This window comes from Streptomyces sp. A18, assembly GCF_059026065.1.
In genome coordinates this window covers 55,614-80,548 of the sequence record NZ_JBWLKL010000001.1, presented here as the reverse complement: position 1 = coordinate 80,548, position 24,935 = coordinate 55,614, and the positions used below count along the sequence as shown (strand labels likewise).

Genomic DNA, 24,935 nt, shown 5'->3' with positions numbered 1-24,935 from the left:
GCCCCGCGCGCCTTCGGGGCGCTCATGCCAAAGCCCCCGGCGCTGTGCGGTGCCGGGGGCTCAGTCAGCGGGTCGAGCTCAGCGAAGCTGCTCGTACGCCGGGAGCGTCAGGAAGTCCGCGTAGTCCGCGTCCAGGGAGACCTGGAGGAGGAGGTCGTGGGCCTGCTGCCACTTGCCGGCCGCGAAGGCCTCCTCGCCGATCTCGGCGCGGATGGCGTCCAGTTCACCGGCCGCGACCTCGCGGGCCAGGTCTGCCGTCGCGGTCTGGCCGTTCTCGAAGACGACGCCCGCGTTGATCCACTGCCAAATCTGCGAGCGCGAGATCTCGGCGGTGGCCGCGTCCTCCATGAGGTTGAAGATGGCGACGGCGCCCAGGCCCCGCAGCCAGGCCTCGATGTAGCGGATGCCGACCTGGACGGCGTTGACCAGGCCGTCGTAGGTGGGCTTCGCGTCGAGGGAGTCGATGGCGATCAGGTCACCGGGGGCGACCTTCACGTCCTCGCGCAGGCGGTCCTTCTGGTTGGGCTTCTCGCCGAGCACCGCGTCGAACGACTTCATCGCGATCGGGACGAGGTCCGGGTGCGCGACCCAGGAGCCGTCGAAGCCGTCGCCGGCCTCGCGGTCCTTGTCGTTCTTGACCTTCTCGAAGGCGACCTTGTTGACCTCGGCGTCCTTGCGGGACGGGATGAACGCGGCCATGCCGCCGATCGCGTGCGCGCCGCGCTTGTGGCAGGTGCGGACGAGGAGCTCGGTGTACGCCCGCATGAAGGGGGCGGTCATCGTCACGAGGTTGCGGTCCGGCAGGACGAACTTCGAGCCGCCGTCACGGAAGTTCTTGACGATGGAGAAGAGGTAGTCCCAGCGGCCCGCGTTCAGGCCGGACGCGTGGTCGCGGAGCTCGTAGAGGATCTCCTCCATCTCGTACGCGGCCGTGATCGTCTCGATGAGGACCGTGGCGCGGACGGTGCCCTGCGGGATGCCGACGTAGTCCTGCGCGAAGACGAAGATGTCGTTCCAGAGGCGGGCCTCCAGGTACGACTCCGTCTTCGGGAGGTAGAAGTACGGGCCCTTGCCGAGCTCGATGAGGCGCTTGGCGTTGTGGAAGAAGTACAGGCCGAAGTCGACGAGCGCGCCGGGGATCGGCTGCCCCTCGAACTGCAGGTGGCGCTCGTCAAGGTGCCAGCCGCGCGGGCGCATGACGACCGTGGCGAGCTCGTCGGCGTCCTTGAGGGAGTACGACTTGCCGCTGCGCTCGTCGGTGAAGTCGATGTTGCGCTCGTAGGCGTCGGTCAGGTTGAGCTGGCCGAGGACCACGTTCTCCCAGGTGGGCGCCGAGGCGTCCTCGAAGTCCGCGAGCCAGACCTTGGCGCCCGAGTTGAGGGCGTTGATGGTCATCTTGCGGTCGGTCGGCCCGGTGATCTCGACGCGGCGGTCGTTCAGGGCGGCCGGGGCCGGGGCCACCTTCCAGGAGTCGTCCGCGCGGATCTCCGCGGTCTCCGGGAGGAAGTCGAGCGTGGAGGTGCTTGCGATCTCTGCGCGGCGCTCGGAGCGGCGGGTCAGGAGCTCGTCACGGCGGGGCGTGAAGAGCCGGTGCAGCTCGGCCACAAAGGCGAGGGCCGCGTCGGTGAGGACCTCCTCCTGCCGCGGCAGAGGCTCCGCGTCGACGATGGCCAGCGGGGACTGCGCTGGTGCGGACATGAGCTGTCACTTCCTTCAGCGAGCTTCACAAGCGGTGCCGCGGCGGCCGCCGGGCATTCGCAGTGACACTCAGTGCCACCGGAGCCGAGATACGGCCGTGGACCCCACTTGAGGGAACGGGTGCTTCTGAACAGTGGATACTAGTTTCCTCATAGTGGAAGTTCAATCGTCTGTTGATGTCGAGATTCTCTTCATCGACAGAACGTGTCGCTGAGTGCCATGGCAGTCACTCAAGGTGGATCAGGTCGGCGGGTGTGTCGATGTCGTACGCCTGGGCCACGTCCCCGCACTCGACGAGGGCGATCTCCCCGGCGTGTTCCTTCAGATAGGCGCGCGCGCCGCGGTCACCCACGGCGCTCGCGGCGATGCCGGCCCAGTGGTCCGCGCCGAAGAGCACCGGGTGGCCGCGCTCGCCGTCGTACGCGGCGGCGGCGAGGGTGGCGGGGGAGCGGTAGGCGGCATACACGCGGGCGATCGCGGCCGGGCCGATGCCCGGCTGGTCGACGAGCGAGACGAGCGCGGCGTCGGTGCCGGAGCCGGTGTCGGCTTCGGTGGCGGCGGTGTCCGCGCGGAGGGAATCGAGACCCGCCCGCAGCGACGAACCCATCCCCTCCGCCCACTCCGGGTTGTCGATCAGTACGCAGCCGGGGAGCGAGGCCTTCGCGCGTACGACATCGGCGTCCGCGCCGAGCACCACGTGCACGCGCGTGCAGCCGCCCGCACGCAGTACGCGGACCGCGTGCTCCACGAGGGGGCGCCCCTGATGGTCGAGGAGCGCCTTCGGCCTGCCTCCGAGGCGCCGCCCGCCGCCCGCCGCGAGGAGAAGCCCGGCGATCATCGGATTCGTCATGGCTCCTGCATACCGCACCACGTCCGCCCAGTCGCGACGGCCGCAGGAACGTTCCGCGGCCGAAGGGTGTCTTCCGGCCGGAAAGTGGCGCGTCCTGCTTCCCGTGGCGTTTACTGGCCCGCGTCCCCTTGGTGTCTGACCAACGCCGCGTGGGGGCGGCAAGTCTGCACGAGAACATGCGCACGACGGTGTGCGAGGGGGAGAGCTGTGTTGCGGAGCGTGGGGCAGAGGCGAGTGACCGGCAGTGACGAGGATCCGCGAATCGCGGAGTTGGGCACCGCGGTGTCCCGGCTCCGCCGTGAGCTGGCCGCGCACCCGGTCGAGTTCCCCGACCGGGGCATCGCCGAGGACGAGCTCGCGGCCCTGGCCGCGATGGCACTGAGCGGCGCCCCGGAGGTACCGAGGCTGCGGCGTTCTCTGCTGCTCGTAGCGGGAGCGATCGGCTCCGTCAGCGCTCTGGCCACGGGGCTCGCGGCTGTCCGGGGAGCGGTGGAGCTCTTCGGGGAGCCGGGGCCGAGGTAGCCCCTTTCGGGCAGGCGTTCCGCTGGACGATGGCCAAGGCCCTCGCCCAGTGGGACGGCAAGGCGTCGCCGCCGGACCGGAAGGCCCGCTTCGTCGCCGGAGGCGCCGGGCGCCTGGCGGCCGGCATCAGCAGCGGCAGGGAACGGCTCCCGCCGAGCGGTCTCAGGCGCCGGGTCGGCTGAGGGCGCCCATCTTGCCGTCCACCATCTCCACCACCCGGTCGGCGAAAGACAGCCTCGCCCGGTCGTGTGTGACCAGGACCGTTGCCGTTCCCCACTCCCGTGTGAGCCGTGCGAGGAGTTCCAGGACCGCCGCGCCCCGCTCGTGGTCAAGCGCGCTGGTCGGTTCGTCCACCAGAAGGACCGCGGGTTCGTTCATCAACGCCCGTGCGATGCCGACCCGTTGGCGCTGGCCGCCCGACAGCTGGTGCGGGCGCCGGTGGGCCAGTCCGGAGAGGCCCACCGTGTCAAGGAGTTCCCCTGCCCGCTCCCGGACCTCGCCGGAACGGCTGCGGCCGTCGAGGCGTGCCATCAGCTCCACCTGTTCCAGCGCGGTCAGCGACGCCAGCAGGTTCGGCTGCTGGAAGACGATGCCCATCCTCCGGCGCCGCAACTCCGCCCGCTCGGCGGCCGACAGCGACCCCGTCTCCGTACCGCCGACCACCACCCGCCCCCGGTCGGGAGTCACCAGCGTCGCCGCCACCGCGAGCAGGCTGGACTTCCCGGAGCCGGAAGGGCCGACGACGGCCGTCAGCGTCCCCGCGGGAACGTCGAGCCCGACTCCGTCGAGTGCCGTGAGGCGCCCCTCCCCGTCCGCGTACGTCAGTGTGATGTCTTCGAGGGACAGACTCATCGGGCACTCCCCAGAGCGGTCAGTGGATCTACGGCGGTGATCCGCCGGACGGACAGGCCCGCGCCCAGTGCCCCGAGGGCGATCATCACGGCGGCGGGCCACAGCACGGTCGGCGGATCGAGCACGAAGGGGACGTCGCCGCCGCTGATAGCCGAGCCGACGAGCGCGGCGATGCCCGTCCCCAGGGCCGTCCCGGCCGCGAGCATCAGCACGGCCTGTCCGAGGGCGTCCCGAAGCAGATAAGGGGTGGACGCGCCCAGTGCCTTCAATACCGCGATGTCTCCCGCGCGTTGAATCGTCCACACCGTGAAGAACGCCCCTATGACGAGCGCGGAGATGACGAAGAGGAAGCCGCGCATGAGCTGCAGCGAACCGTTCTCCGCCTGGTAGGAGCCGATCGCCGTGAGCGCGCCGTCGAGGGACTTCGTCTCCGTGCCCGCCGCCTCGTCCCCGGCCGCGAGATCGACCCCGGCGCCGGTCCGCAGCGCGATGACCGTGGCCTGCTCGTCCATCGACGTACCCCGGTGGCCGAGCCCCTGCCAGTCGTCCAGCGCGGTCCACACGACAGGGGTGTGGCTGTACGAGGCGTCCGACGCGACCCGCGCGACGCTCTCCTCGACCCCGCTGCCGAGCCGCACCGTGTCCCCGGGGCCGACGCCGAGATCAGCCGCGGCCTTCTCGGAGAGCACGGCCTTGCCCGGCGCCACCCCCGCCGGGGCGATCCCGGAGTCCGGTTCGACCCCGAAGGCGGACACGGCGGCCGAGCGGTCGCCCGCGGTGGCGTTGAGAGTGCTGATCCCGATCGGCTCGGCGGACCGTACGCCGGGCTGCCGTGCCCAGGTATCCCAGGCGCGCTCCTCCACCTGGGAGCCGGTGAAGGAGACGGACTGGCCGGACGGTGGCGCGGCGAAGGCGATGCGGTCGGCGGGCAGGCCGGTGATCGCGGAGGTGTTCTCCCGAGCGAGACCGGCCGTGAGCCCGGAAAGCAGACCCACGAGCAGAGTGATGAGGACGACGACGGCTCCCATCAGGGCGAACCGCCCCTTGGCGAAGCGAAGGTCTCTCCATGCGACGAACATGCCCCCACCCTCCTTCCCGCCGCGCCCCCACGGCATCGCGCCACAGCACGCTTCACCCGGATCGAAGGGCGGACCCCGCGATCAACCTTTCGGTTGACGGCGGCGGGGGTGGCTGCGCCTACGCTGGAGGGTCCGATGAACAACACCTCCACCGAGCCTCCGCCCCCGCGCCGGCTCGACCCGCCGCCTCCACGGCGGGCCACGCTCCGGCCCTCGCCGAGGGCCGAGTCCCGGCCGACGCCGGGGTCCGGGGCCCCTCAGCCTGGGGTTGAGCTCCGGTCGACGCGGCGGGACGGTTCCTCGGCCGCGCTGCCACCATCACCCCTGCCCTCGACCGAGGTCCCGATGCTCTCCGCCGACTCCCTGACCCCCTCCAGGACCACCCCCGTGGCCCTGATCCTGCGCCTCTGCCTGCACGCGCTCCTCGCCGGGCTGCTCGCGCTCGCCGCGGTGCGGGCCGTGGCCGACGGGGTGCCGCAGGCCGGGGCTGTCGTGGGAGTCGTGCTCGGAACCGGCATCGTCTACGCGGCGGGCACGCTCAGCCCGGCCGTCGCCCGCTCGCAGCGCGCCGCCGCCGTATGGCTCGCGGCGCTCGGTGTGTGCTGGGTGGCGCTGCTCGTCCTGTCGCCGGACGGGCTGTGGACGGCCTTCCCCCTGTACTTCCTGCAGCTGCACCTGCTGCCGTTGCGCTGGGCCCTGCCCACCGTCGCGCTGACCGCCGCTGCCGCCATCGCCAGCTTCGTGCTGCACGGCTCGCCCGTCTCGCCCGGCAGCTTCATCGGACCGTCCCTCGGCGCCGCCGTGGCGGTCGCCACCGTCCTCGGGTACCAGGCCCTGTACCGGGAGAGCGAGCGGCGCCGCGAGCTGATCGATGAGCTCATGGCCACGCGGGCCGAGCTCGCCGCCGCCGAGCGCACCGCGGGCACCCTCGCCGAGCGCGAGCGCCTCGCCCGCGAGATCCACGACACGCTCGCGCAGGGGCTCTCCTCCATCCAGCTCCTGCTGCGCGCCGCGCAACGCGCCCTGCCCGCGGAATCGCCCGCCGGGCCGCACATCGAACAGGCCCGCGCCGCCGCGCAGGACAATCTCGCGGAGGCGCGCCGCTTCGTCCGCGCCCTCAGCCCGCCCGACCTGGAACACGGCTCACTGGCCGGAGCGCTCGAGCGGCTCTCCGCGTCCCCCGGAGCGCAGGTCCACGTCAAGTTCTCGGTGAGCGGTACGCCCACCGAGCTGCCCACCCCCTACGAAGTCGCCCTGCTCCGCACCGCCCAGTCAGCCCTCGCGAACACCGTCCGGCACGCGGATGCCGGGCGCGCCGAGATCACCCTGAGTTTCATGGACACGTCCGTGTCCCTGGACGTCGTCGACGACGGGCGCGGCTTCGACCCGGCCTCGGCGCCCCGCGGGGGCGACGGGGGAGACGGGGGATTCGGGCTGCCCGCGATGCGCGCGCGGGCCCGGTCGCTCGGCGGCACGCTGAGCGTGGAGTCGGCGCCGGGGCAGGGCACGGCCGTCGCGGTCACGCTGCCCCTCCCGACGGCAGCCGTCCAGACGGGGGCCGCGCTGTGAGCGCCGAAGTGCCGGAGCCGATCCGGCTGCTCCTCGCCGACGACCACCCCGTGGTGCGCGCCGGGCTGCGTGCGGTGCTCGACACCGAGCCGGACTTCGCGGTCGTGGGGGAGGCGGCGACGGCCGAGGCCGCGGTGTCGCTCGCCGCGACCGGCGGCTTCGACGTGGTCCTGATGGACCTGCAGTTCGGGGCGGGAATGCACGGAGCGCAGGCGACGGCCGCGATCACCGCCGTGGCGGGTGCGCCGCGGGTGCTCGTCCTGACGACGTACGACACGGACGCCGACATCCTCGCCGCGGTCGAGGCGGGCGCAGCGGGCTATCTCCTGAAGGACGCGCCGCCGGAGGAGCTCGCCGCGGCGGTGCGGACCGCGGCCGCGGGGCAGTCAGCGCTCGCCCCCGCGATCGCGCATCGGCTGATGGACCGGATGCGGGCGCCCGGGGAGGCGTTGACCGGGCGGGAGTTGGAGGTGCTGCGGCTGGTGCGGGAGGGGTTGTCCAACCAGCAGATCAGCAAGCGGCTCTTTCTGAGCCAGGCCACCGTGAAGTCTCATCTGGTGCACATCTACGCGAAGTTGGGCGTTGATTCGCGTACGGCGGCCGTCGCGGCGGCGACGGGGCGTGGGCTGATCCGGGGCGGCGGCGGGCAGTAGCTCCCACCTGCCCGAAGCAGTAGCTACCCCCTGCCCGAGATCGCCGGACGGGCCGAAGGATCTCAGCCTGCCCGGCGGTTGAGGACGAACCCGGCGAAGCCAGTGATGTCCGGCACGCGCGATCCCGCGAGGCTACGCCGCAGGCCCCGAACTCGCCAGGGCCGCCGACAGCTCCACCGCCACCTCCTGCAGCACCGGCACGATCTTCTCCACCGCGGCCTCCGTCACGCGGCCCGCCGGGCCGGAGATCGAAATGGCCGCCGCGGTGGGGGAGTTGGGGACCGATACCGCCAGGCAGCGCACCCCGATCTCCTGTTCGTTGTCGTCGACCGCGAAGCCCGCCTCGCGGACCTCCTCCAGCGCGTCGAGGAAACCCTCGGGCGTGGTGATCGTCTTCTCCGTGGCCGCGGGCATGCCGGTGCGGGCGAGGAGCGCCCGTACTTCCTCCGGCGCCGTGTGGGCGAGGAGTGCCTTGCCCACACCCGTGGAGTGCGGGAGGACCCGGCGGCCCACCTCGGTGAACATCCGCATGGAGTGCTTGGACGGCACCTGCGCGACGTACACGATCTCGTCCCCGTCGAGCAGCGCCATGTTCGCGGTCTCGCCGGTCTCCTCGACCAGGCGCGCGAGGTAGGGGCGAGCCCAGGTGCCGAGGAGGCGCGAGGCGGATTCGCCGAGGCGGATCAGGCGCGGGCCCAGGGAGTAGCGGCGGTTGGGTTGCTGACGTACGTAGCCGCAGGCGACCAGCGTGCGCATCAGACGGTGGATCGTGGGGAGCGGAAGGCCGCTGCTGGCGGAGAGCTCGCTCAGGCCGACCTCGCCTCCGGCGTCCGCCATCCGTTCGAGGAGGTCGAAGGCGCGCTCAAGGGACTGGACACCACCGCTGGCAGCGGGCGGCTTGGAGGCGGCGACTTCGGTGGAGGCGTCGCTGGCGCTTGACGTCGGCACGGCGCAGTCCTTTCGGGGCTGACGGGCAAGGCAGCAGCCTACCGGTCGGTTCCTCGCGGGGTCCCTTGACGGCCTGGGCGTCTTTGCCGGTCAGGGCCGTCGAGGGACCGGTCGGGGCGCCTTTGTCCGCTTCTCCGCCGTCACGCCCAGTGATCGTTTGACGGCCCGGTTGTGCGTAGCTACGTTCTGGCTAGCGGAATTCTAATTCCACTTTGTGGAAACGTCCAGTGTGCATCGCATGGCCTCTTGACGACTTGGGGTCGGCCGTGAAGACTCCTTCAACAGAACGTTGAATTCCGTTTAGCGGAATCGAATGGTCTGTGTAGCGGAAAAGAACGAACAGGCAAGCAGTAATAAACAGGCAAGCAAGAGCGAAGAGAGGGCGTTGAGGACGTGGACGTAGAACTGGTGCTGCGCTCGACCCGCGTGATCACCCCGCAGGGAACCCGCGCCGCGTCGGTCACGGTCTCCGGGGGGAAGATCGCGGCCGTCCTGGCGTACGACGCCGACGTACCGGCGGGGGCCAGGATCGAGGACTTCGGTGACGACGTCCTGCTGCCCGGACTCGTCGACACGCACGTCCATGTGAACGACCCGGGCCGCACGGAGTGGGAGGGCTTCTGGACCGCCACCCGCGCTGCGGCCGCCGGTGGCATCACCACCCTCGTCGACATGCCGCTCAACTCCCTGCCGCCGACCACCACCGTGGACCATCTGCGCACGAAGCAGGAGGTGGCACGGACCAAGGCGCACATCGATGTCGGCTTCTGGGGCGGTGCCCTGCCCGACAACGTCGGTGACCTCAAGCCCCTGCACGACGCCGGTGTCTACGGCTTCAAGTGCTTCCTCTCGCCGTCGGGCGTGGACGAGTTCCCGCACCTGGACCAGGACCGCCTCGCCACCTCCATGGCGGAGATCGCCGGTTTCGGCGGCCTGCTCATCGTGCACGCCGAGGACCCGCACGAGCTGGACGCGGCCCCGCACAAGAGCGGCCCCAAGTACGCGGATTACCTGGACACCCGGCCGCGCGTCTCCGAGGACGCCGCGATCGAGGGACTCATCGGGCTCGCCAAGCGGCTCGGCGCCCGGGTCCACGTACTGCACCTGTCCTCGTCGAACGCGCTGCCCCTGATCGCCGCCGCCAAGCGCGAGGGCGTCAAGCTCACCGTCGAGACCTGCCCGCACTACCTCACGCTCACCGCGGAGGAAGTCCCGGACGGAGCGAGCGAGTTCAAGTGCTGCCCGCCCATCCGCGAGGCCGCCAACCAGGACCTGCTCTGGGCCGCGCTGGCCGACGGCACCGTCGACTGCATCGTGACGGACCACTCCCCGTCCACCGCCGACCTCAAGACCGATGACTTCGCGACCGCGTGGGGCGGTATCTCCGGCCTCCAGCTGAGCCTCCCCGCGATCTGGACCGAGGCACGCAAGCGCGGCCACAGCCTCGAGGACGTGGTGCGCTGGATGTCGACGCGCACCTCCGAACTGGTCGGACTCGACCAGAAGGGCGCCATCGAGGCCGGCCGCGACGCCGACTTCGCGGTCCTCGCGCCCGACGAGACCTTCACCGTGGACCCCGCGGAGCTGCAGCACCGGAACCGGGTCACGGCGTACGCGGGCAAGACCCTCAGCGGCGTCGTGAAGTCCACCTGGCTGCGCGGCGAACGCATTCTGCACGGCGGCGAGTTCAGCGAACCCGCAGGCCGACTTCTGGAAAGGAAGAACTGATCACTGTGACGGCGATACCGACCTTCACCGGCGACGCGAGCCCCTACGGCGGCGGCGACCCCTTCGCGGACTACCGCACCGCCGACTTCCCCTTCACCCAGTACGCGAACCTCGCGGACCGCCAGCTCGGCGCGGGCGTCATCGCCGCCAACGACGAGTTCTTCGCGATGCGCGAGAACCTGCTCCTCGCGCACGACGCCGTCTTCGACCCGGAGCACTTCGGGCACAAGGGCAAGGTCATGGACGGCTGGGAGACCCGCCGTCGCCGTGGTGTCTCGTCCGAGCACCCGTGGCCCACCGCCGACGACCACGACTGGGCGCTCGTGCGCCTCGGCGCCCCCGGCGTCGTACGCGGCATCGTCATCGACACCGCCCACTTCCGCGGCAACTACCCGCAGGCGGTCTCCGTCGAGGGCGCCAACGTCGAGGGTTCGCCGACGCCCGAGGAACTCCTCGCGGACGACGTGAAGTGGACGACTCTCGTGCCCCGCACGGCAGTTGGCGGGCACGCCGCCAACGGCTTCGCCGTCGACGTCGAGCAGCGCTTCACGCACCTGCGCGTCAACCAGCACCCGGACGGCGGCATCGCGCGCCTCCGTGTCTACGGCGAGGTCGTCGCCGACCCCAAGTGGCTTGCCGCGCTCGGCACGTTCGACGTGGTCGCCCTGGAGAACGGCGGCCAGGTCGAGGACGCGTCCGACCGCTTCTACTCCCCGGCCACCAACACCATCCAGCCGGGCCGCTCCCGCAAGATGGACGACGGCTGGGAGACGCGGCGGCGCCGCGACACCGGCAACGACTGGATCCGCTACCAGCTGGTGGCCCAGTCCGAGATCCGCTCCGTCGAGATCGACACCGCCTACCTCAAGGGCAACTCGGCCGGTTGGGCCGCCCTTTCGGTCCGTGACGGCGACAGCGGAGAGTGGGTCGAGGCGCTGCCCCGCACCCGCCTGCAGCCCGACACCAACCACCGCTTCGTCCTGGACACCCCGGTCGTCGGTACGCACGTGCGCATCGACATCTTCCCGGACGGCGGCATCTCCCGCCTGCACCTCTTCGGTTCGCTCACCGAAGCGGGCGCCAGCCGTCTGACGGCGCGTCACCAGGAGCTCGGCGGCTGACCCACGGCCGCTGAAGCCCCCCGCGGAACGTGAGGCGCACCGGGTGGACAGCCCCGGTGCGCCTCATCACCATGCCCGCGCGACCAGACCTCTTGACGGCGTCCGGTGCGGTATCGCGCCCCGTGAGGGGCGCGGGTTGTGACTCATGCGGCTCAGCCGCGTGTGCGCGAGCAGCCGGCCCTCACCGGGCCGCGGTTCCTGTCGCCGCGCTTCCAGCGGAGCGCTCAGGCTCCGTACCCGCCGTCCACCACCAGCTCCGTGCCGGTGATGAACGCCGCGTCGTCGCCGGCCAGATAGGCGACGAGCGAAGCCACCTCGTCCGCCGATCCGAAGCGGCCGAGTGCCGTCGCCGCCTTCTGCGGCTCGGCGAAGGGGCCGTCGGCCGGGTTCATGTCCGTGTCGATCGCACCCGGGTGCACGACGTTCACGGTGATCCCCCGCCCGGCGAGCTCCCGGGCCAGCGGCTTGGTCATGCCGACGAGCGCCGCCTTGCTCAGCGCGTACAGCGTCGCGCCCGGACCGCCCGCGAACCGCGCGAGCCCTGATCCGGTCGAGATGATCCGGCCCCCGTCGGACAGCCTCCCGGCCGCCGCCTGCGAGGCGAGGAAGACCGAACGTACGTTGACGTCGAGCACCCGGTCGACGTCGGAGAGCGCCAACTCCCCGATGGGGCCGAGGACTCCGATGCCCGCGTTGTTCACCAGGATGTCCAGGCGGCCCAGATCGTCCGCCGCGCGCTCCACCGCGCCCGCCGCGTCCCCGGGGTCCGCCGCGTCGGCCCTGATGACGAAGGCGCGCTGCCCCGTCGCCTCGATCTTGGCGGCGACCTCGCGAGCGGCGGCCTCCCCGTTGACGTACGTGATCGCCACATCGGCACCGTTCTGTGCGAGCCGCAGCGCGATCGCCGCGCCCATGCCGCGGCTGCCGCCGGTGACCAGGGCCGTCTTGCCGGTGAGAGTAGACATTTTCCGAACCTCACTTGCGTAGGAATATCAGGAATGCTCTGTAATGCGTGAGAAGTGCTTGTGGGTTCAATGAAAGCGGGCGGGGCGTGCTGAGGCTGGCGGGAAATGGACACCGCTTTCCGGCGGGGTCGGGCCGCCGGGATGCCATGACTTCCGGGTGGGCGCACGGTCTGAGTAGGTGAGAGACGCAGCCCGCGTCGGACCCGGAGGACCCGCGTCGGACCCGGAAGAACGGACACGGAAAGAGGTCCTGCCTCCGCAAGGAGCAGCCGGGGCGCGAACTGCGGCCGCACGGCAGTGCCGGCCTCGCGAAGTCGCTGATGGCGCACGACCTGATCGACACCGTGCACCTGCTCACCTTCCCCGTGGCCCTCGGCACCGGCACCCGGCTCTTCGCCGACGGTGGGCTGCCCACCGCGTTCCGGAACGCCGCGACGCGCACGACGTCGACGGGCGTCGTCATCAGCTCCTACGAGCGCGCGGGGCGCCCCGAGTGCGGCAGCTACTGGCGCGGCTCCGGCAGCGCGCCACTCGGTTAACTCCCGGAAAATTCACCGCACTTGACGTTGACATGGCAGCCTCTACGCGCGTCACACTGGTCCCATGCGAATCCCCCCACGAATCGTGAGCGTCACCGCCCTCGCCGCCGCCCTGCTCATCGGCGGCCCCGTCGCAGCCTCCGCGAGCGCGGTGGCCCCGGACCACCGCGCCCCCACGTCGACGGCGTACTCCATCGCCGCCGTCGGTGACATCTGCTACTCCGCGCTGCCCGCCCAGGCGCACGACACCCTGGACCTGATCGAGGCGGGCGGCCCCTACCCGTATCCGCAGGACGGCACCGTCTTCCAGAACAGGGAAGGCATCCTGCCCTCCCAGGGCTCCGGCTACTACCACGAGTACACCGTGAAGACACCGGGCTCACCGGACCGCGGCGCGCGCCGCATCGTGACCGGTGAGGAGAACCAGGAGGACTACTACACGGCCGACCACTACGAGTCCTTCGACCTGGTCGACTACGCCTGCTGAACCGAGGCGCCCGGCCCTGCCGCGGTACTGACGGGCCTTCCGGCTCCCCGCGGCGGACTAGCGGGCCTTGAGGCTCCCCGCGACGGCGAACAGCGCGGACGCGAGCACGATCAGCGTGACGCCCGCGTAGATCTCGTAGCCGTCGAGGAATCCGACCCGCTGCACGACGCCCCAGCCGCCGAGCCGGCCGGTCAGCTCGTGCACCAGGGCGGCCGCGCCCTGGATCAGGAGAAGGACGCCGAAGACCTCAAGTACCTGCTTCATGCCGAAGAGCCTCGCCCCGTGGACCCCCCACGCACATCGGCCACGGGGTGAGGCCTCTTCCTCCCGGCCCCCTCCGAAAGTCTCCGCGTGTGCGACTTTGGTAGACGATCACGGCCGGACGGCGCCCCTTGACCCGGACAGTGCGTAGATTTGTCGACCATGAGCGGCAGCGAGCCACCGACGGTCCCCTCGGCGTCATCGGCCCCCTTGGCCAGGCGCCCCTGGGCGCTGCCCTCCGCCATCGCCGCCGAACTCGACCCGGACCGCGCGGCACGCGAGGGCAAGCGCAGGCCCCGGCGGACCGTGCGCGACTGGCTGGTCGATTTCGCCTGCTTCGCCGTGGCCGTCCTCATCGGCATGATCGGCGCGGACGCGGTCGGCGACAATCCGAACGTCTCGTCCGACGCCGCGGCGCTCGACCAGCTGGTCGGCGCGCTCGCCTGCGCCACGGTCTGGCTGCGCAGGCGCTGGCCGTTCGGTCTCGCCATCGCCATGGTGCCGGTCACCGTGGTCTCGGACACCGCGGGTGGCGCGGCCGTGGTGGCCCTGTTCACACTCGCGGTGCACCGGCCCTTCCGGTACGTCGCCTGGGTCGGCGGGGTCACGATCGCCATGCTGCCCATCATCTACTGGCTGCGGCCCGACGCCGATCTGCCCTACCTCGTCACCGTCATCCTCGGCGGGCTGCTCAGCGCCGCCGTCATCGGCTGGGGCATGTTCGTGCGCTCGCGCCGCCAGCTCCTGCTGAGCCTGCGCGACCGCGCGATCCGCGCCGAGAACGAGGCGGCGCTCCGTGCCGAACAGGCCCAGCGCCTGGCCCGTGAGTCCATCGCCCGCGAGATGCACGACGTGCTCGCCCACCGCCTCACCCTGCTCAGCGTGCACGCGGGCGCCCTGGAGTTCCGCCCGGACGCGCCCCGCGAGGAGATCGCCCGCGCGGCCGGAGTCATCCGGGAGAGCTCGCACGAAGCGCTGCAGGACCTGCGCGAGGTGATCGGCGTCCTGCGCGGCGGCGGCGACGGAGAGGCGTCCGGGCGCCCGCAGCCGACCCTCGCCGCCCTGGAGACCCTGGTCGCCGAGTCCCGCGACGCGGGCATGAAGGTGGCGCTCGACCAGCGCGTCCCCGACCCGGCAGCCGTGCCCGCCGCCGTCGGCCGCACCGCCTACCGCATCGCCCAGGAGGGCCTGACCAACGCCCGCAAGCACGCGCCGGGCGCCGAGGTGACCGTGCTGGTCTCCGGCGCCCCCGGCGAAGGGCTCACCCTGTCGGTGCGCAACCCGCCGCCGCCCGGCGACGTGCCGAAGGTCCCCGGCTCCGGCCAGGGCCTGATCGGCCTCACGGAGCGGGCGACGCTGGCGGGCGGCCGCATCGAGCACGGGGCCGCGGGGGACGGCGGGTTCCGCGTCGACGCCTGGCTGCCGTGGGCCCAGTGATCGGGAGCGGCGCCCCAACTGGGTACGATCAGCGGCCACATCAGGCGAGGCGGGGAAGAGGAAGCAGCGGTGACGGGGGAGAGTCGGGCGGGGCGGTTCGGCCGCGCACGCGCATACGGACGCGGGCTGATACGCACACGGCGACGGGCCGTGACATCGGCCGCCGTGGTGGTCGTCCTGGTGGCGGGCGTCGGAACCTGGGCGTTCCAGGGCCCCTTGGCCGCCAAGGACCGCTACTGCTGGGGCGGTTGGGAACAGGACAGCGGGCCGGACATCCTGGGTGAGGCGGGCTTCGCGGGCGACGACGCACGCAGTCGTACGTCCAAGGGGGCGGCGCCGACACCGGGGAAGCCGACGGGCTCGTGCACCCTGGCCGTGCACTCGAGCCACGTCTTCTCCGACGGCGACAAGAGCGAGCAGGAAACCACGGTCACCGTGAAGTACGGCAGCGCGCCGAAGGACGCGGACGCCCGTCTTGCGTGGCTGGGCAGCTACCTCGGCGACGGCGCGATGCCGCTGCCCGACGGGCTGCCCGGCGCCGTCGCCGGGGCCCGCGGTCTGCTGGTCCTCCCGAAGCGGTGCGACACCCGCGACGGCCGCCCCACCGCGGTCACGCTCGACGCCCGGGAGCGGACGGAACCCATCGGCGTGGGTCCGTCGACCCCCGATCTCGGCGGCTCGCGCGCGGTGGCCGAACTCCTGGTGACGGCCGCCGACAAGGGCATGGAGAAGGCGGGTTGCGCCCCGGCGAAGCCGTTGCGGCTCACCTCGCCCGTCCTGACGCTGCCGGAGAAGGAGGAGACCTTCTACTCCGATCCCGCGTGCCGCATCAGGGGTCTCGACCTCGACCTGGACGAGGAGACGGAGCACGACACGAGCTACCAGGTCGGCGCGGTCACCGACGACATGCAGTCCTGCTCGGTACGGGTCGGCCGCGGGGCCGTGGAGTTCCTCGACGCCCTGATGGTCGCGCACCCCCGGTTCGACGCACTCCTCAAGGACCTGGCGGGCGACAGTGCGCCGGCGAGGGGCTGGCGCGGCAAGGGCGTCCTGGGGACGGAGCAGCAGGTCGTGCGGGCTGAGTGCGCGGGGCGTCCGACGACGTTCCTGATGCTGGGCGCACCGGAGCGTCAGGCCAAGGGCCACTTCGCCGCCTTCAGCAACGCGGTGGCTCAGCGGCTGGGGTGCGCGGCTGTCGCACCGGCCGCGTCCGCAGGAACCGGGGGAGAGCGCTGATGTCCGGCACGGATGAGACGAACGAGACGGGCCGGGCGTCGGCTGCCGCAGCCCCGGAGCCGCACCGCCCCTGGTGGCACTGGCGGCGGCTCACGCACGGGCGGCTGCGGCCGGCCGTAGCCGCCGCCGTCGCCGGGGCGCTGCTCGGCGGGGCCGGGGTGGCCTGGCAGGCCCAGGCGGGGCCCTTCGAGCGGGAGTCGGCGTGCTGGGGCGCGTTGAGCGAGGACGACGTGGCGGATCTGTTCGACGGCAAGCGGGACATCGAGGCGTCGAACGTGCCCATCACCTCGGACCACATCTCTTCCGAGGCGCCGTCCGGCGTGTGCCGCCTGAAGTCGCCGCGCGGCCGGCGGGTCACTGCCCAGATCCATCAACTCGACGCCCGGTTCGGCGGATCGGGCGACCAGTGGGCGGACGAGTACCTGTCCGCGCGGATGACTCCGCTGGGCGGCGGCCTCCTGGGCATGGCGTCGGACACGCGCGCGTGGCTGGCGGTTCCGGAGGGCTGCATCGGACGGGAGCCGGACGACAAGGGCCCGATGGTGATCGACGTGGAGACGGGCTGGACCACCTATGACGACGAGGTCGACACCGGTGAACGCGCCCGCCTCACCACCGCCGTGGTCCGCCTCGTCAACGGCTACCTCGCCGAGCAGGGGTGCGACGGCACGGTGCGGGACCCCGCGGACCGGCTGCCCGCGCCCGCACGCTTCAAGGACGAGAAGCGCGACGCGATCTGCGGCATCGAGGGACTGCACATGCGGGGCAAGCGGGAGGCGGACAAGTACGAGCGGCCGCTGGTGACGGCGGGCGAAGGCCCCGTACGGACCTGCGACCGCGACGTGCTCTTCGACCACCCGAGGCTGCGGCTCATGACGGTCGCGGACCCACGGCTCTCCGCGCTCTACGCACGCCTCAAGTTCGACGGCGGCCCCGAGGTCAAGGCGGTGGGCGGCGCCCGCGGGAGGGGCTTCCTGCGGGAGGACTTCGGCCTCTTCCAGGCCGAGTGCCAGACCGGCGACGTCACCTTCCTCATCCGGGCCCAGGGCACGGACCGCGCCGCCGACATCCGTACGCTCCTGCCCCGCTATGTGGCCGCGGAGGCGGACCGCGTCGGCTGCGGCCCCCTTCGGATCAAGCTGCCCGCATGACGTCGGCTCCAGCCCCCCACCTGGATACGGTAGGCCCCATGAACCCCATCAAGCTGCTGCTCGTCGACGACGACCCGCTGGTCCGCGCGGGCCTGTCGTTCATGCTCGGCGGCGCGGACGACATCGAGATCGTCGGCGAGGCGGCGGACGGCTCCCACGTCGCCCAGCTGGTCGCCGAACGGCGCCCGGACGTCGTCCTGATGGACATCCGCATGCCCACGATGGACGGCCTCGAGGCGACGGAGGCACTCCGCAAACGCCCCGACCCGCCCGAGGTCATCGTCCTCACCACCTTCCACGCCGACGAGCAGGTGCTGCGGGCCCTGCGCGCCGGTGCCGCCGGTTTCGTCCTCAAGGACACCCCGCCCGCCGAGATCGTCGCGGCGGTACGGGCGGTCGCGGCGGGGGAGCCGGTGCTCTCCCCCACGGTGACGCAGCAGCTGATCACGCAGGTGACGGGCGTTGACCCCCAACAGGGGCGCCGTGAGCGGGCGTTGGAGCGCCTGGCCCTGCTGGCGGAGCGCGAGCGGGACGTCGCGGTCGCGGTGGGCCGTGGCGCTTCCAACGCGGACATCGCGGCGGAGCTCTATCTGAGTGTGGCCACCGTCAAGGCCCACGTCTCGCGCGTCCTGACGAAGCTGGACCTCAACAACCGGGTGCAGATCGCGCTGTTGGCGCATGACGCGGGCCTACTGGACGAGGTCGAGTAACACCGAGGTGGAGCAGTACCGGCCGGGCCGAGGCGTCGACTCAGCCCTCGGCGATCTCCGCCACCCGCACCAACCGGCCCTCGCGCCGCGACAGTTCACACGCCTCGGCGATCCGCAGCGCCTGCAGCGCCTCGCGCCCGTCGCAGGGGTTCGTCCGTACTCCCCGTACGACGTCCACGAACGCGGCGAGCTCCGCCTCGTACGCGGGCGCGAACCGCTCCAGGAAGCCGGGCCACGGCTTCTCGGGCGGCGGCGGGCCCGACGGTTCCACGGACGACAGGGGCGTGCGGTCGTCGAAGCCGACCGCGATCTGGTCTTCCTCGCCCGCCAGTTCCATCCGTACGTCATAGCCCGCGCCGTTGCACCGCGTGGCCGTCGCCGTGGCGAGCGTGCCGTCGTCGAGGGTGAGGACCGCGGCGGCCGTGTCGACGTCGTCCGCGTCGCGGAACATCGCGGGCCCGGCGTCCGATCCGGTCGCGTACACCTCCGTCACCTCATGGCCCGTCACCCAGCGCAGCATGTCGAAGTCGTGGACCAGGCAGTCGCGGTAGAGGCCGCCGGACAGCGGGAGGTACGCGGCCGGCGGCGGCGCCGGATCGGAGGTCATCGCCCGGACCGTGTGCAGCCTCCCGAGCCGCCCCGACCGCACGGCCTCGCGCGCCGCCACGTACCCCGCGTCGAACCGCCGCTGGAAGCCCAGCTGGAGCACCGTGCCCGCGGCATCGACCTCCTGGAGTGCGGCGAGCGTGCCGGGCAGGTCCAGGGCGATGGGTTTCTCGCAGAAGACCGGGAGCCCCGCCCGCGCCGCCTTGCCGATCAGCTCGGCGTGCGCGGAGGTCGCCGCCGTGATGACCACCGCGTCCACGGCGCCCGACCGGCCGCTGCCCGTGAACACGTCGTCCACGGAGGCCGCCGACGCCGCGCCGATCCGCGCCGCGAGCCCGGCCGCGCGCCCGACGTCGGCGTCCGCGACGACCAGCGCGTCCACCTCGGGATGCCGCTGCAGAGCCGTGGAATGAAATGTGCCGATACGGCCCGTTCCGATCAGTCCGATACGCATGGACCCACCCTCGCCACGCACGGTGATCCTGTCAATCCTTTGTCCGGACAACCGAACTTCAGAGATGGTGGATCTTGCTTCCGCGATCAAGGGCGGAGCCCGGCATCTCGCCAGGTCAGAGTCTCATCGGTGCAGGTCAGAGGCTCTTGGGTACAGGATGGGCTTCCGTAGGGGCAGGAGTTCTTGCCCGATCCTGCCCTGGCTTTCCCTAGCTTTTGTCAGGGTGCTGTCCCCCGTCGGTCCCCCTAGCGTCCCCCGAAACTCTCCACGCGGGCCTTCGCGTGATCAGCCGGGTCAAAGCCGCAGGTAACCCACTGCTAAGCAATCGACTGACTACCGCTCAGCGTTTGCGGCCCAGCACCGCAGCGAACGCCATGGTCTAGGTCAGCGGCGACTGGGGTCGATCCATCCGGGCTGAGCTTGTGGGGAATCCGTTGCCGTCGGGCTTCGTGGAGTTCTTCGTCGGTGGTGATCGCGGTCTCGTATGCCTGCGTGAGGGCCTCCCGGCCCTCCTCTTCGCTGGCGAAGTGGCCGCGACGCTTGTTCATGGTGGGAGGTTCCTGCGATGGACGGCGATGCCATGCGGTCAGGTCGTCCCGTCCGTGTGGCATCGCCGAGCCATCTCACCAGGGTTTTCGTGCAGGCTGGTTCACCGGTGGTTCTGTCCCGACGCTCTGCCGATGCCGTGTGTTTCCAGGCGGGCGAGCCTGCTGTTGGACTCAGGGATGTCCGCGTTGGGTCCGCAGGCTATGACGAGGGCGCAGTGGATCTTGGCGGGGTCGTGTTCGTTGCTGCGGGCGACGCGTAGGACCAGGCGCTCGTGCTGTCCGAAGGCCTGGTTGCAGATGCGGCACTCCTCGTGGAGGAAGGATGGGTTGCGGCCGGTGGCGGTCATGATCCGCTCGTGGTCCCAGAGGCCTTCGTCGCCGTGCGTCGCGTCGATGGCGTTGCCGACGTGGAAGTGCTGGCCGGGGGCGTCGTTCAGCTCAAACAGGCACGAGAACACGTCCTCACCCGTTCGTTCGTCCTTGAGGCTGATGAGCACCATGCCCGGTCGGAAGTTCACGCTGCTGCGCAGCTCGAAGCCGACGGCGGGGATGCGGTGGATGCTCATCTCGAACGCAGACTTCGGATGGTCGTCGGGCTGGGGCATGAGATCGCATGCGATTGGCTTCAGCCCGTCGATGTCGCCCTTGTCGTTGTGCGAGACCTCGAAGCGTATTCAGCCGTGGAGCTGGTTCTCCCTGCTGTCCAGTGGGCACGGTGTGAGCCCCCACAGCAGCGTGCGGGCTGCCATGCCCGTGATCATCTCGGCGTCCCACTCCCAGTGCGCCGGTCGCTGTACGCCGTCCGGTGTCATGATCTCCTGCTTGCTCACTTTCCTGTCTTCCTCTTGCGGCGTTCCAGCATTCGCGCCTTGACCTGGAACTGCGTGGGCTCGGTGTACGCGTGCTGCCCCCAGGGCGAGGACTGGTTGCCGTGCTGGCGGGGCAGGTCGCAGTAGCGGCAGCCCATCGGGGCGACGTCCGGCCGTACCGGGACGGCGTCGAGGGAGCGCAGCGTGGAGGAGGCGCCGTCGACGTGCCGGATGACGACCTCCCCGTACTCGACGGTGACCGTCGCGCCCTTGGCGAGACCGCGGAAGGCGAGCGCAACTGCCAGCCACCTCGGCCACGGCCCCTCGGCGTTGGGCACGCCATACGAGGTGCAGTACGTCTCGTCGAATTCGTCGACGTCGGCGGGCACCAGGGTCTCGGCCTCGGCCTGTAGTTGGTCTGTTGTGCGGCCTTCGGGCGGTGGAGGGAACATCTCTGCCGCCACGGCTGCGCTGATCGCGTCGGTCACTTGATCACTCCTGCTGCGCCGTACTGTTCGCAGTGCTGGGAGCACAGCATTGCTTCGCCCTGCGTCTGGCCCGTGCCGCAGGCCCCGCAGTTTGCCCAGGCCCGCGCGCTGAACGTCACTTGGTCTGAGCCGCAGTTGGCGCAGCGCACGCCGTGTACGAGCGGGGCCTTCCCGTCCTCGCCTGTTTCGCCGGCGGCGTAGCCGAGCAGACGCGTTTGTGCGTCCAGCATGTCGGGTTCGGGAAGGTCAGGGTCCTGCGTGAGGTGGACGAACACTGAGTGGGTGAGGGTGATGTTGGACTTCAGCGGGTGGGCTTCGACCTGAGTCACGATGGATGTCGGGCCTCGCTGGCCGTCCTCGTCGAGCGTGTAGTGCGCGACCTCCCACACGGCCCGCCAGTCCTGGCCCAGGCCAGGACGTGCGGCGTTGGTACGGTGCATCCTTGTCGTCGGTGTCACAGCCAGCGTCCTTCCTGGTCACGGGTGTTGAGACGCATGACCTTCTGGTCGTGCTCCTCCCAGAGCGTGAGACGCGGCAGGGCGTTGACGTGCTCGGTGTGGACGGCGACGAGCCTGTCCCGGCTGTTGTCGTAGTGCCAGCGGTTCCATCGCATCCGGCCGGTGTTCTCCCAGTACAGGCCTGTGTGGACGAGCCAGACGCGGCGCAGGTCGGCGTTGTAGTCGTAGACCTCCCAGGTGTCGGCGGGGCCGCCTGCGACGCGAGGCCAGGACTGGGCGGTGCCGTAGGGGCGGCCGAGTTACCGGAGCGTCTTGAGCTTGACGGGCGTCAGTGGGGGCGCCGGTTGCAGGTGGTGGTGCTGCATTCCGGAGATCAGTTCCCGCGCCGTGATGGCCTCGCCGTTGCGGGCGAAGGTCATGACGTCGTCGGCGACGTCGTTGTAGACGTGGAAGTCCCAGCGTGCGCCGTCGCGGGTCAGGAACGTTTCGCCGACGTTGATGCCGTTGTAGCTCGGTCGGAATCCTCCGCGTGAGCGGGAGCGGTGAGGTTGCCGAGCCAGAGGTTGCGCAGGGTGTGCTCGAGTTGGTGGGTGTCGGCGATGGTGTGGAGATGGAGGGTGCGGTGGATGAGTTCGCGGAGGAGTGGGTCGTCGAGCTGGATGGTGGCCCAGTGGAGGGTGAGTCCGCGGGTGGGATGGCGGTGGGCTCGGGATGTGCGGAGTCTGGTCGAGAACGACATCGGTATATTCCGTTTCATGGCGTGTTCTCCTATTTGAGGGCGAGCGATTTTGAGCCATTTCTGGCCGACGGCTACGTGAAGTTTGATGAGAGTTTGTCGCCTCTTTGGCAGATTTGCCGCCGTGCTGCGCCGCATGGTGATCCAGAAGCCGGTGGCGGGGCCCTGCTGGCGTAGGAGCGGCTCGGCCTGCTGGGTGTCCGGGACGATCCGCAGAAGGTGCGGCTGTCCGAGGATGCTGAACTCCGCGCCCGTCTCAAGGGCCTTGGTCGGGTTGGAAGGCGTGGTGTCGATGACGTGTTGGAGCTGTCGATAGACCCAGTGGCGTCGGCGCTGGGCGAGGTCGGCTGCTTGGGCGTCGGTGGTGTGGTGGGGGCCGCGGACGATGACTTGGCCGGTGGCGGTGACATCGAGGTCCAGGGTGGCGCGATTGCTGGTTCGCACGCGGATGGTGATGTCGCCGACGGTGATGGTGCGCCCGGCGTTATAGGTCACTGCACAAGGGTCCTGTTCGTGGCGGGTGTGGACGGGCCTCGGCAGCCCGCCCGCAGGCTCGTCAGTGCCGGTTGCAGACCCATGTCTTCGGCTCGCCGTTGGCGACGAGTTCGAGTTGGGTTTCGGTGCTCTGGTCGCACAGCTGGCAGGTGACGTGAACGTTGCGGGGCATCCGTAGCGGCCGTATGGGTTCGTCGATGTGCAGTGTGATCGGGGTGGCTTTGCCGGGGACGGTGATGATCAGATGGGAGGGCAGGTGGGGGTGGGCTTTGGTTCGCTCGACAAGCAGCTGCTCGCCCGGGTTTCCGTGAAGGGCGAAGGTGTCGCCTGCATGGAGGCGCGATGCGGGAAGAGCCGCTGGGAGTGCGATGGTGACCAAGAAGCCTTTGGCCTGGCGGGGGTTGGGCATGGGCGGGTTGGGCGTGGAGTTCAAGACTGGTCTCTCTGATGTGGTGCGGTGGTCTGCTTGCGGTGAGGGGCGGCCGTCTTGGTGCAGGGCGGGTTGTAGCCGGTGATGGTGAAGTCGGCCTGCCAGGTAAGTCCGCTCACTGTTGGTGTGTTTGCGTCTGGGCGTCGGACTCGGCGGCATTGCCTTTCTGGAGAATCGCTGCGGGTATGGCCGGGGAGATCGGGTCGGTGACGCTGAAGCCCCTGGGGACGGGCGCGGTGGTATTCGTCTCGTCGGTGTCGTGCTCGTGGGCTGCTCTGAGCTCGGCGTTCAGCCGGGTGCGGGCCTCTCGCAGCCGTTTCCGCGCGGTGCGTAGTCGGGTCTCGGCGCTGGCCAGGGTCTGCTTGTGGCGATCGGCGAGCTCGGTGAGGCGGGCGACCTGTTGGGCGTAGTGCTCGACTTCGCCGGCGCGGAGTTCCACGGCTGGCCGTCGTGGCTGGCGTGCGGTTGTGGTTGTGCGGGGCTTGTTGCGCTGGCGGCGTGCGAAGTCGACGAGTTCTTCGCGGGCGATGTACTTGGTCCGCTTGTGCAGCGGACCGGTCAGTAGCACCAGGCGGGGGAAGTTGGCGTGGCGGGCTGCCCAGTTGCTGACGGTGGTGCGGCTGACACCGACGAGCCGGGCACCGTCAGCGAGGGTGATCAGCTCGTCCTCGCGGCCTTCGTATTCGGTCCGGAGCCAGGTCACTGCTTCCACGGATGTCGTCCTTGCCGGGCGGTGCGGGTGTGTGTGAGGTAGCGGTAGGCGTGGCCTTCGATGAGCTCCCTGATCTCGGCGCTGGCCGATGCGTCGCCCGGGGTGTGCTCGGCGCGGGTGGCGACGGGGCGCTGGTGCTCGGTGCACCACCGGATCCAGTGCCACCGGGAGCCGTCGGGCGCGAAGTAGGGCCGGGTGAGGTCGTAGGTGACGTTCCCGAAGGCGTAGATGGTGGTGGGGAAACCTGCCTGCCAGGGAAGGCCGCTCATCGCTGGCCCGCCTGCTGCTGCGCGTATCGCTCGGCGGCGTTGTCGTCGCCGGGAGCCCCGAGGGTGATCGACAGGGCGGTGAGGAGCCCACTGACGATGGCGGCCTTCTCGAAGCGGTGTGCGGGCGCCGTGGGGCGGCGGGCCGCCAGGTCGACGTCTGCGAGAAGCTGGTTGATCACAACGGCGATCTGGCGGCAGACCGGCTCGATGTGGCGCTGGTGGTGGCGCCGGGCGGCGGCTTTCTGCTGCTGATCGCCTTCGTGCAGTCGCCTGCAACTGCCGCAGAGGTGGTCCGGTGCGGGTTCGGGAATCTCGCGCAGCGCCAGGCGGCCGCAGCGGGTGAGGACGATCTGGTCGGGGTCGGTCGGCCAGGTGGCCACCGTGACGAGATGGGGCTTGCCGGAGACCGACGCCCCGTACACGAGGCTCATCGGCTCGTCTTCCCTTGAATGAGGGTCAGGAGGAACGCGAGGTCGGCCGGGGCGTGGATGAGCAGGTCGGCCGCTGCCTCGGCGGCCGCGAGGGCTTGTTCGGGCTGCTCGTCGTCGGGTGCGTGATTGCACAGGACTTCGGCGACGCGGGCGCCGCCCGGTTCGAGGATCTCGAGTGAGGTGTGCACGGCTTCGGGATCCTCGGCGTCGACCAGGCCGCCGGTCTCCGTCCAGTCGGTGCGGTGGAGTTCGAGCGGGGGCAGGTTCGCGGTCGTGAGGCGTGCGGTGATCTCCAGGATGCGTTCGCTGCGTGCGCGGTCGTCTGAGGACCAGAGGGCGTACTGGTTGTGGGTGGCGAACCAGTGGTAGCCGCGATGGCCGTGGATGGTGGTGGTGTCGAAGGCGGTGCTGAGGATCTGTCGCCACTTCGTGGAGGAAAGCCGGACGAGGTCTCCGTCGGTGAGCATGCGGTCGATGAGCTGGACGCATTCGAGGCTGCCGTCGGAAAGATCCTGGACAGTGCGGTAGGTGTCGCGGTTGTATCCGGCGGCCCAGAACACGGTCATGACGAGGTCGTATCGCTGAAGGGGGCGGCCTGCGGCTTCCAGGGCGTTGAGGACGGCGTCGCGGTTGAGGGTGATGGGTGTCATGCCGATCGTTCCGTTCGTGGTGTTTGGGAGGTGACGCCCCTCC

General features: G+C 70.7%; 30 protein-coding genes and 1 pseudogene. 12 read left to right on the top strand and 19 right to left on the bottom strand.

Going from position 1 to position 24,935, the window contains the following annotated elements:
* Window positions 1–78 precede the first annotated feature (78 nt).
* On the bottom strand, window positions 79–1,698 hold the full coding sequence (gene aceB / locus AC5P1C_RS00445) for a malate synthase A (protein WP_493863595.1): 1,620 nt from the start codon (window positions 1,696–1,698) through the stop codon (window positions 79–81).
* A 226-nt stretch (window positions 1,699–1,924) separates the two neighbouring features.
* Entirely contained in the window at window positions 1,925–2,548 is a 624-nt protein-coding gene (locus tag AC5P1C_RS00440; protein WP_493863594.1) for a nucleotidyltransferase family protein, read from the bottom strand.
* 207 nt (window positions 2,549–2,755) lie between these two features.
* Here AC5P1C_RS00440 and AC5P1C_RS00435 point away from each other — a divergent pair, with 207 nt between their 5' ends.
* Window positions 2,756–3,070, top strand: a complete 315-nt coding sequence (locus tag AC5P1C_RS00435) for a DUF5955 family protein (RefSeq protein WP_493863593.1) — start codon at window positions 2,756–2,758, stop codon at window positions 3,068–3,070.
* A gap of 29 nt (window positions 3,071–3,099) precedes the next feature.
* Window positions 3,100–3,252 (top strand): hypothetical protein, encoded by a 153-nt coding sequence (locus AC5P1C_RS00430; RefSeq protein ID WP_493863592.1) that lies wholly within the window; start codon window positions 3,100–3,102, stop codon window positions 3,250–3,252.
* On the opposite strand, the gene AC5P1C_RS00425 is transcribed toward AC5P1C_RS00430, so the two are convergent.
* Window positions 3,233–3,922 (bottom strand): ABC transporter ATP-binding protein, encoded by a 690-nt coding sequence (locus AC5P1C_RS00425; protein ID WP_493863591.1) that lies wholly within the window; start codon window positions 3,920–3,922, stop codon window positions 3,233–3,235. The two genes, AC5P1C_RS00430 and AC5P1C_RS00425, sit on opposite strands and share 20 nt — an antisense overlap.
* Complete coding sequence (locus tag AC5P1C_RS00420; RefSeq protein ID WP_493863590.1) at window positions 3,919–5,001, bottom strand: ABC transporter permease; 1,083 nt, start codon at window positions 4,999–5,001, stop codon at window positions 3,919–3,921. Before AC5P1C_RS00420 ends, AC5P1C_RS00425 begins: the two co-directional genes overlap by 4 nt.
* A gap of 345 nt (window positions 5,002–5,346) precedes the next feature.
* Here AC5P1C_RS00420 and AC5P1C_RS00415 point away from each other — a divergent pair, with 345 nt between their 5' ends.
* Window positions 5,347–6,570, top strand: coding sequence for a sensor histidine kinase (locus AC5P1C_RS00415; RefSeq protein WP_493863589.1), 1,224 nt, complete (start codon window positions 5,347–5,349; stop codon window positions 6,568–6,570).
* A gap of 8 nt (window positions 6,571–6,578) precedes the next feature.
* Complete coding sequence (locus AC5P1C_RS00410) at window positions 6,579–7,223, top strand: response regulator (protein WP_493864008.1); 645 nt, start codon at window positions 6,579–6,581, stop codon at window positions 7,221–7,223.
* Window positions 7,224–7,355: 132 nt separating this feature from the next.
* Here the strand turns inward: AC5P1C_RS00410 and AC5P1C_RS00405 are convergent, their stop codons facing one another.
* Window positions 7,356–8,171, bottom strand: a complete 816-nt coding sequence (locus tag AC5P1C_RS00405) for an IclR family transcriptional regulator (RefSeq protein WP_493863588.1) — start codon at window positions 8,169–8,171, stop codon at window positions 7,356–7,358.
* Between the two features lie 393 nt (window positions 8,172–8,564).
* Here AC5P1C_RS00405 and allB point away from each other — a divergent pair, with 393 nt between their 5' ends.
* Window positions 8,565–9,899 carry an allantoinase AllB gene (allB, locus tag AC5P1C_RS00400; protein WP_493863587.1) on the top strand — a complete coding sequence of 445 codons (1,335 nt, stop codon included), beginning with the start codon at window positions 8,565–8,567 and terminating at the stop codon, window positions 9,897–9,899.
* A 5-nt stretch (window positions 9,900–9,904) separates the two neighbouring features.
* Window positions 9,905–11,020: an allantoicase gene (gene alc, locus AC5P1C_RS00395; protein ID WP_493863586.1), complete on the top strand. Its 1,116-nt coding sequence runs from the start codon at window positions 9,905–9,907 to the stop codon at window positions 11,018–11,020.
* Between the two features lie 224 nt (window positions 11,021–11,244).
* Here the strand turns inward: alc and AC5P1C_RS00390 are convergent, their stop codons facing one another.
* Window positions 11,245–11,985: an SDR family NAD(P)-dependent oxidoreductase gene (locus AC5P1C_RS00390; protein WP_493863585.1), complete on the bottom strand. Its 741-nt coding sequence runs from the start codon at window positions 11,983–11,985 to the stop codon at window positions 11,245–11,247.
* 272 nt (window positions 11,986–12,257) lie between these two features.
* On the opposite strand from AC5P1C_RS00390, the pseudogene AC5P1C_RS00385 reads away from it, so the two are divergent.
* Both AC5P1C_RS00385 and AC5P1C_RS00380 read left to right on the top strand, forming a co-directional pair.
* A pseudogene (locus AC5P1C_RS00385) lies at window positions 12,258–12,524 on the top strand (dihydrofolate reductase family protein); the annotation flags it as partial.
* A gap of 64 nt (window positions 12,525–12,588) precedes the next feature.
* Window positions 12,589–13,011, top strand: a complete 423-nt coding sequence (locus AC5P1C_RS00380; protein ID WP_493863584.1) for a guanyl-specific ribonuclease — start codon at window positions 12,589–12,591, stop codon at window positions 13,009–13,011.
* A gap of 57 nt (window positions 13,012–13,068) precedes the next feature.
* Here AC5P1C_RS00380 and AC5P1C_RS00375 read toward each other — a convergent pair whose 3' ends face one another.
* Window positions 13,069–13,275, bottom strand: a complete 207-nt coding sequence (locus tag AC5P1C_RS00375) for a hypothetical protein (RefSeq protein ID WP_493863583.1) — start codon at window positions 13,273–13,275, stop codon at window positions 13,069–13,071.
* Window positions 13,276–13,434: 159 nt separating this feature from the next.
* Here AC5P1C_RS00375 and AC5P1C_RS00370 point away from each other — a divergent pair, with 159 nt between their 5' ends.
* The 4 genes from AC5P1C_RS00370 to AC5P1C_RS00355 all read left to right on the top strand — a co-directional run bounded on the left by AC5P1C_RS00370 (window position 13,435) and on the right by AC5P1C_RS00355 (window position 17,806).
* The gene (locus AC5P1C_RS00370) at window positions 13,435–14,709 is read left to right on the top strand and encodes a sensor histidine kinase (protein WP_493863582.1); all 1,275 of its coding nucleotides are present in this window, start codon (window positions 13,435–13,437) and stop codon (window positions 14,707–14,709) included.
* A gap of 150 nt (window positions 14,710–14,859) precedes the next feature.
* The gene (locus AC5P1C_RS00365) at window positions 14,860–15,945 is read left to right on the top strand and encodes a hypothetical protein (RefSeq protein ID WP_493863581.1); all 1,086 of its coding nucleotides are present in this window, start codon (window positions 14,860–14,862) and stop codon (window positions 15,943–15,945) included.
* The gene (locus AC5P1C_RS00360) at window positions 15,945–17,096 is read left to right on the top strand and encodes a hypothetical protein (protein ID WP_493863580.1); all 1,152 of its coding nucleotides are present in this window, start codon (window positions 15,945–15,947) and stop codon (window positions 17,094–17,096) included. The genes AC5P1C_RS00365 and AC5P1C_RS00360 overlap by 1 nt, the downstream gene beginning before the upstream one ends.
* Before the next feature lie 38 nt (window positions 17,097–17,134).
* The gene (locus AC5P1C_RS00355; RefSeq protein WP_493863579.1) at window positions 17,135–17,806 is read left to right on the top strand and encodes a response regulator; all 672 of its coding nucleotides are present in this window, start codon (window positions 17,135–17,137) and stop codon (window positions 17,804–17,806) included.
* Window positions 17,807–17,846: 40 nt separating this feature from the next.
* Here AC5P1C_RS00355 and AC5P1C_RS00350 read toward each other — a convergent pair whose 3' ends face one another.
* From AC5P1C_RS00350 to AC5P1C_RS00295, 12 genes are all read right to left on the bottom strand, one after another.
* Window positions 17,847–18,866 (bottom strand): Gfo/Idh/MocA family protein, encoded by a 1,020-nt coding sequence (locus AC5P1C_RS00350; protein ID WP_493863578.1) that lies wholly within the window; start codon window positions 18,864–18,866, stop codon window positions 17,847–17,849.
* A 649-nt stretch (window positions 18,867–19,515) separates the two neighbouring features.
* Window positions 19,516–20,019, bottom strand: coding sequence for a hypothetical protein (locus AC5P1C_RS00345; RefSeq protein ID WP_493863577.1), 504 nt, complete (start codon window positions 20,017–20,019; stop codon window positions 19,516–19,518).
* Between the two features lie 69 nt (window positions 20,020–20,088).
* Entirely contained in the window at window positions 20,089–20,244 is a 156-nt protein-coding gene (locus AC5P1C_RS00340) for a hypothetical protein (protein ID WP_493863576.1), read from the bottom strand.
* Entirely contained in the window at window positions 20,241–20,711 is a 471-nt protein-coding gene (locus tag AC5P1C_RS00335; RefSeq protein WP_493863575.1) for a hypothetical protein, read from the bottom strand. The genes AC5P1C_RS00340 and AC5P1C_RS00335 overlap by 4 nt, the downstream gene beginning before the upstream one ends.
* Window positions 20,708–21,100, bottom strand: coding sequence for a hypothetical protein (locus tag AC5P1C_RS00330; RefSeq protein ID WP_493863574.1), 393 nt, complete (start codon window positions 21,098–21,100; stop codon window positions 20,708–20,710). Before AC5P1C_RS00330 ends, AC5P1C_RS00335 begins: the two co-directional genes overlap by 4 nt.
* A 65-nt stretch (window positions 21,101–21,165) precedes the next feature.
* The gene (locus AC5P1C_RS00325) at window positions 21,166–21,324 is read right to left on the bottom strand and encodes a hypothetical protein (RefSeq protein WP_493863573.1); all 159 of its coding nucleotides are present in this window, start codon (window positions 21,322–21,324) and stop codon (window positions 21,166–21,168) included.
* A gap of 320 nt (window positions 21,325–21,644) precedes the next feature.
* A complete protein-coding gene (locus tag AC5P1C_RS00320) occupies window positions 21,645–22,400 on the bottom strand; it encodes a YgjP-like metallopeptidase domain-containing protein (RefSeq protein WP_493863572.1) in 756 nt (251 codons plus the stop codon).
* Window positions 22,401–22,461: 61 nt separating this feature from the next.
* Window positions 22,462–22,809, bottom strand: coding sequence for a hypothetical protein (locus tag AC5P1C_RS00315; protein ID WP_493863571.1), 348 nt, complete (start codon window positions 22,807–22,809; stop codon window positions 22,462–22,464).
* A gap of 136 nt (window positions 22,810–22,945) precedes the next feature.
* Window positions 22,946–23,542: a hypothetical protein gene (locus tag AC5P1C_RS00310; RefSeq protein WP_493863570.1), complete on the bottom strand. Its 597-nt coding sequence runs from the start codon at window positions 23,540–23,542 to the stop codon at window positions 22,946–22,948.
* Complete coding sequence (locus AC5P1C_RS00305; protein WP_493863569.1) at window positions 23,530–23,811, bottom strand: hypothetical protein; 282 nt, start codon at window positions 23,809–23,811, stop codon at window positions 23,530–23,532. Before AC5P1C_RS00305 ends, AC5P1C_RS00310 begins: the two co-directional genes overlap by 13 nt.
* Entirely contained in the window at window positions 23,808–24,242 is a 435-nt protein-coding gene (locus AC5P1C_RS00300; protein WP_493863568.1) for a hypothetical protein, read from the bottom strand. Before AC5P1C_RS00300 ends, AC5P1C_RS00305 begins: the two co-directional genes overlap by 4 nt.
* Window positions 24,239–24,892: a hypothetical protein gene (locus AC5P1C_RS00295; protein WP_493863567.1), complete on the bottom strand. Its 654-nt coding sequence runs from the start codon at window positions 24,890–24,892 to the stop codon at window positions 24,239–24,241. Before AC5P1C_RS00295 ends, AC5P1C_RS00300 begins: the two co-directional genes overlap by 4 nt.
* Window positions 24,893–24,935 lie beyond the last annotated feature (43 nt).

Bases quoted from the DNA above. Each gene is read 5' to 3' on its own strand.
- AC5P1C_RS00325 (WP_493863573.1), bottom strand. From the start codon at position 21,324: ATGCGATGGAACCGCTGGCACTACGACAACAGCCGGGACAGGCTCGTC.
- AC5P1C_RS00300 (WP_493863568.1), bottom strand. From the start codon at position 24,242: ATGAGCCTCGTGTACGGGGCGTCGGTCTCCGGCAAGCCCCATCTCGTC.
- AC5P1C_RS00440 (WP_493863594.1), bottom strand. From the start codon at position 2,548: ATGACGAATCCGATGATCGCCGGGCTTCTCCTCGCGGCGGGCGGCGGG.
- AC5P1C_RS00370 (WP_493863582.1), top strand. From the start codon at position 13,435: ATGAGCGGCAGCGAGCCACCGACGGTCCCCTCGGCGTCATCGGCCCCC.
- AC5P1C_RS00345 (WP_493863577.1), bottom strand. From the start codon at position 20,019: ATGCCCCAGCCCGACGACCATCCGAAGTCTGCGTTCGAGATGAGCATC.
- AC5P1C_RS00415 (WP_493863589.1), top strand. From the start codon at position 5,347: ATGCTCTCCGCCGACTCCCTGACCCCCTCCAGGACCACCCCCGTGGCC.
- AC5P1C_RS00305 (WP_493863569.1), bottom strand. From the start codon at position 23,811: ATGAGCGGCCTTCCCTGGCAGGCAGGTTTCCCCACCACCATCTACGCC.
- AC5P1C_RS00375 (WP_493863583.1), bottom strand. From the start codon at position 13,275: ATGAAGCAGGTACTTGAGGTCTTCGGCGTCCTTCTCCTGATCCAGGGC.
- AC5P1C_RS00315 (WP_493863571.1), bottom strand. From the start codon at position 22,809: ATGCCCAACCCCCGCCAGGCCAAAGGCTTCTTGGTCACCATCGCACTC.
- AC5P1C_RS00430 (WP_493863592.1), top strand. From the start codon at position 3,100: ATGGCCAAGGCCCTCGCCCAGTGGGACGGCAAGGCGTCGCCGCCGGAC.
- aceB (WP_493863595.1), bottom strand. From the start codon at position 1,698: ATGTCCGCACCAGCGCAGTCCCCGCTGGCCATCGTCGACGCGGAGCCT.
- AC5P1C_RS00420 (WP_493863590.1), bottom strand. From the start codon at position 5,001: ATGTTCGTCGCATGGAGAGACCTTCGCTTCGCCAAGGGGCGGTTCGCC.
- AC5P1C_RS00350 (WP_493863578.1), bottom strand. From the start codon at position 18,866: ATGCGTATCGGACTGATCGGAACGGGCCGTATCGGCACATTTCATTCC.
- AC5P1C_RS00380 (WP_493863584.1), top strand. From the start codon at position 12,589: ATGCGAATCCCCCCACGAATCGTGAGCGTCACCGCCCTCGCCGCCGCC.
- AC5P1C_RS00360 (WP_493863580.1), top strand. From the start codon at position 15,945: ATGTCCGGCACGGATGAGACGAACGAGACGGGCCGGGCGTCGGCTGCC.
- AC5P1C_RS00425 (WP_493863591.1), bottom strand. From the start codon at position 3,922: ATGAGTCTGTCCCTCGAAGACATCACACTGACGTACGCGGACGGGGAG.
- AC5P1C_RS00295 (WP_493863567.1), bottom strand. From the start codon at position 24,892: ATGACACCCATCACCCTCAACCGCGACGCCGTCCTCAACGCCCTGGAA.
- AC5P1C_RS00390 (WP_493863585.1), bottom strand. From the start codon at position 11,985: ATGTCTACTCTCACCGGCAAGACGGCCCTGGTCACCGGCGGCAGCCGC.
- AC5P1C_RS00355 (WP_493863579.1), top strand. From the start codon at position 17,135: ATGAACCCCATCAAGCTGCTGCTCGTCGACGACGACCCGCTGGTCCGC.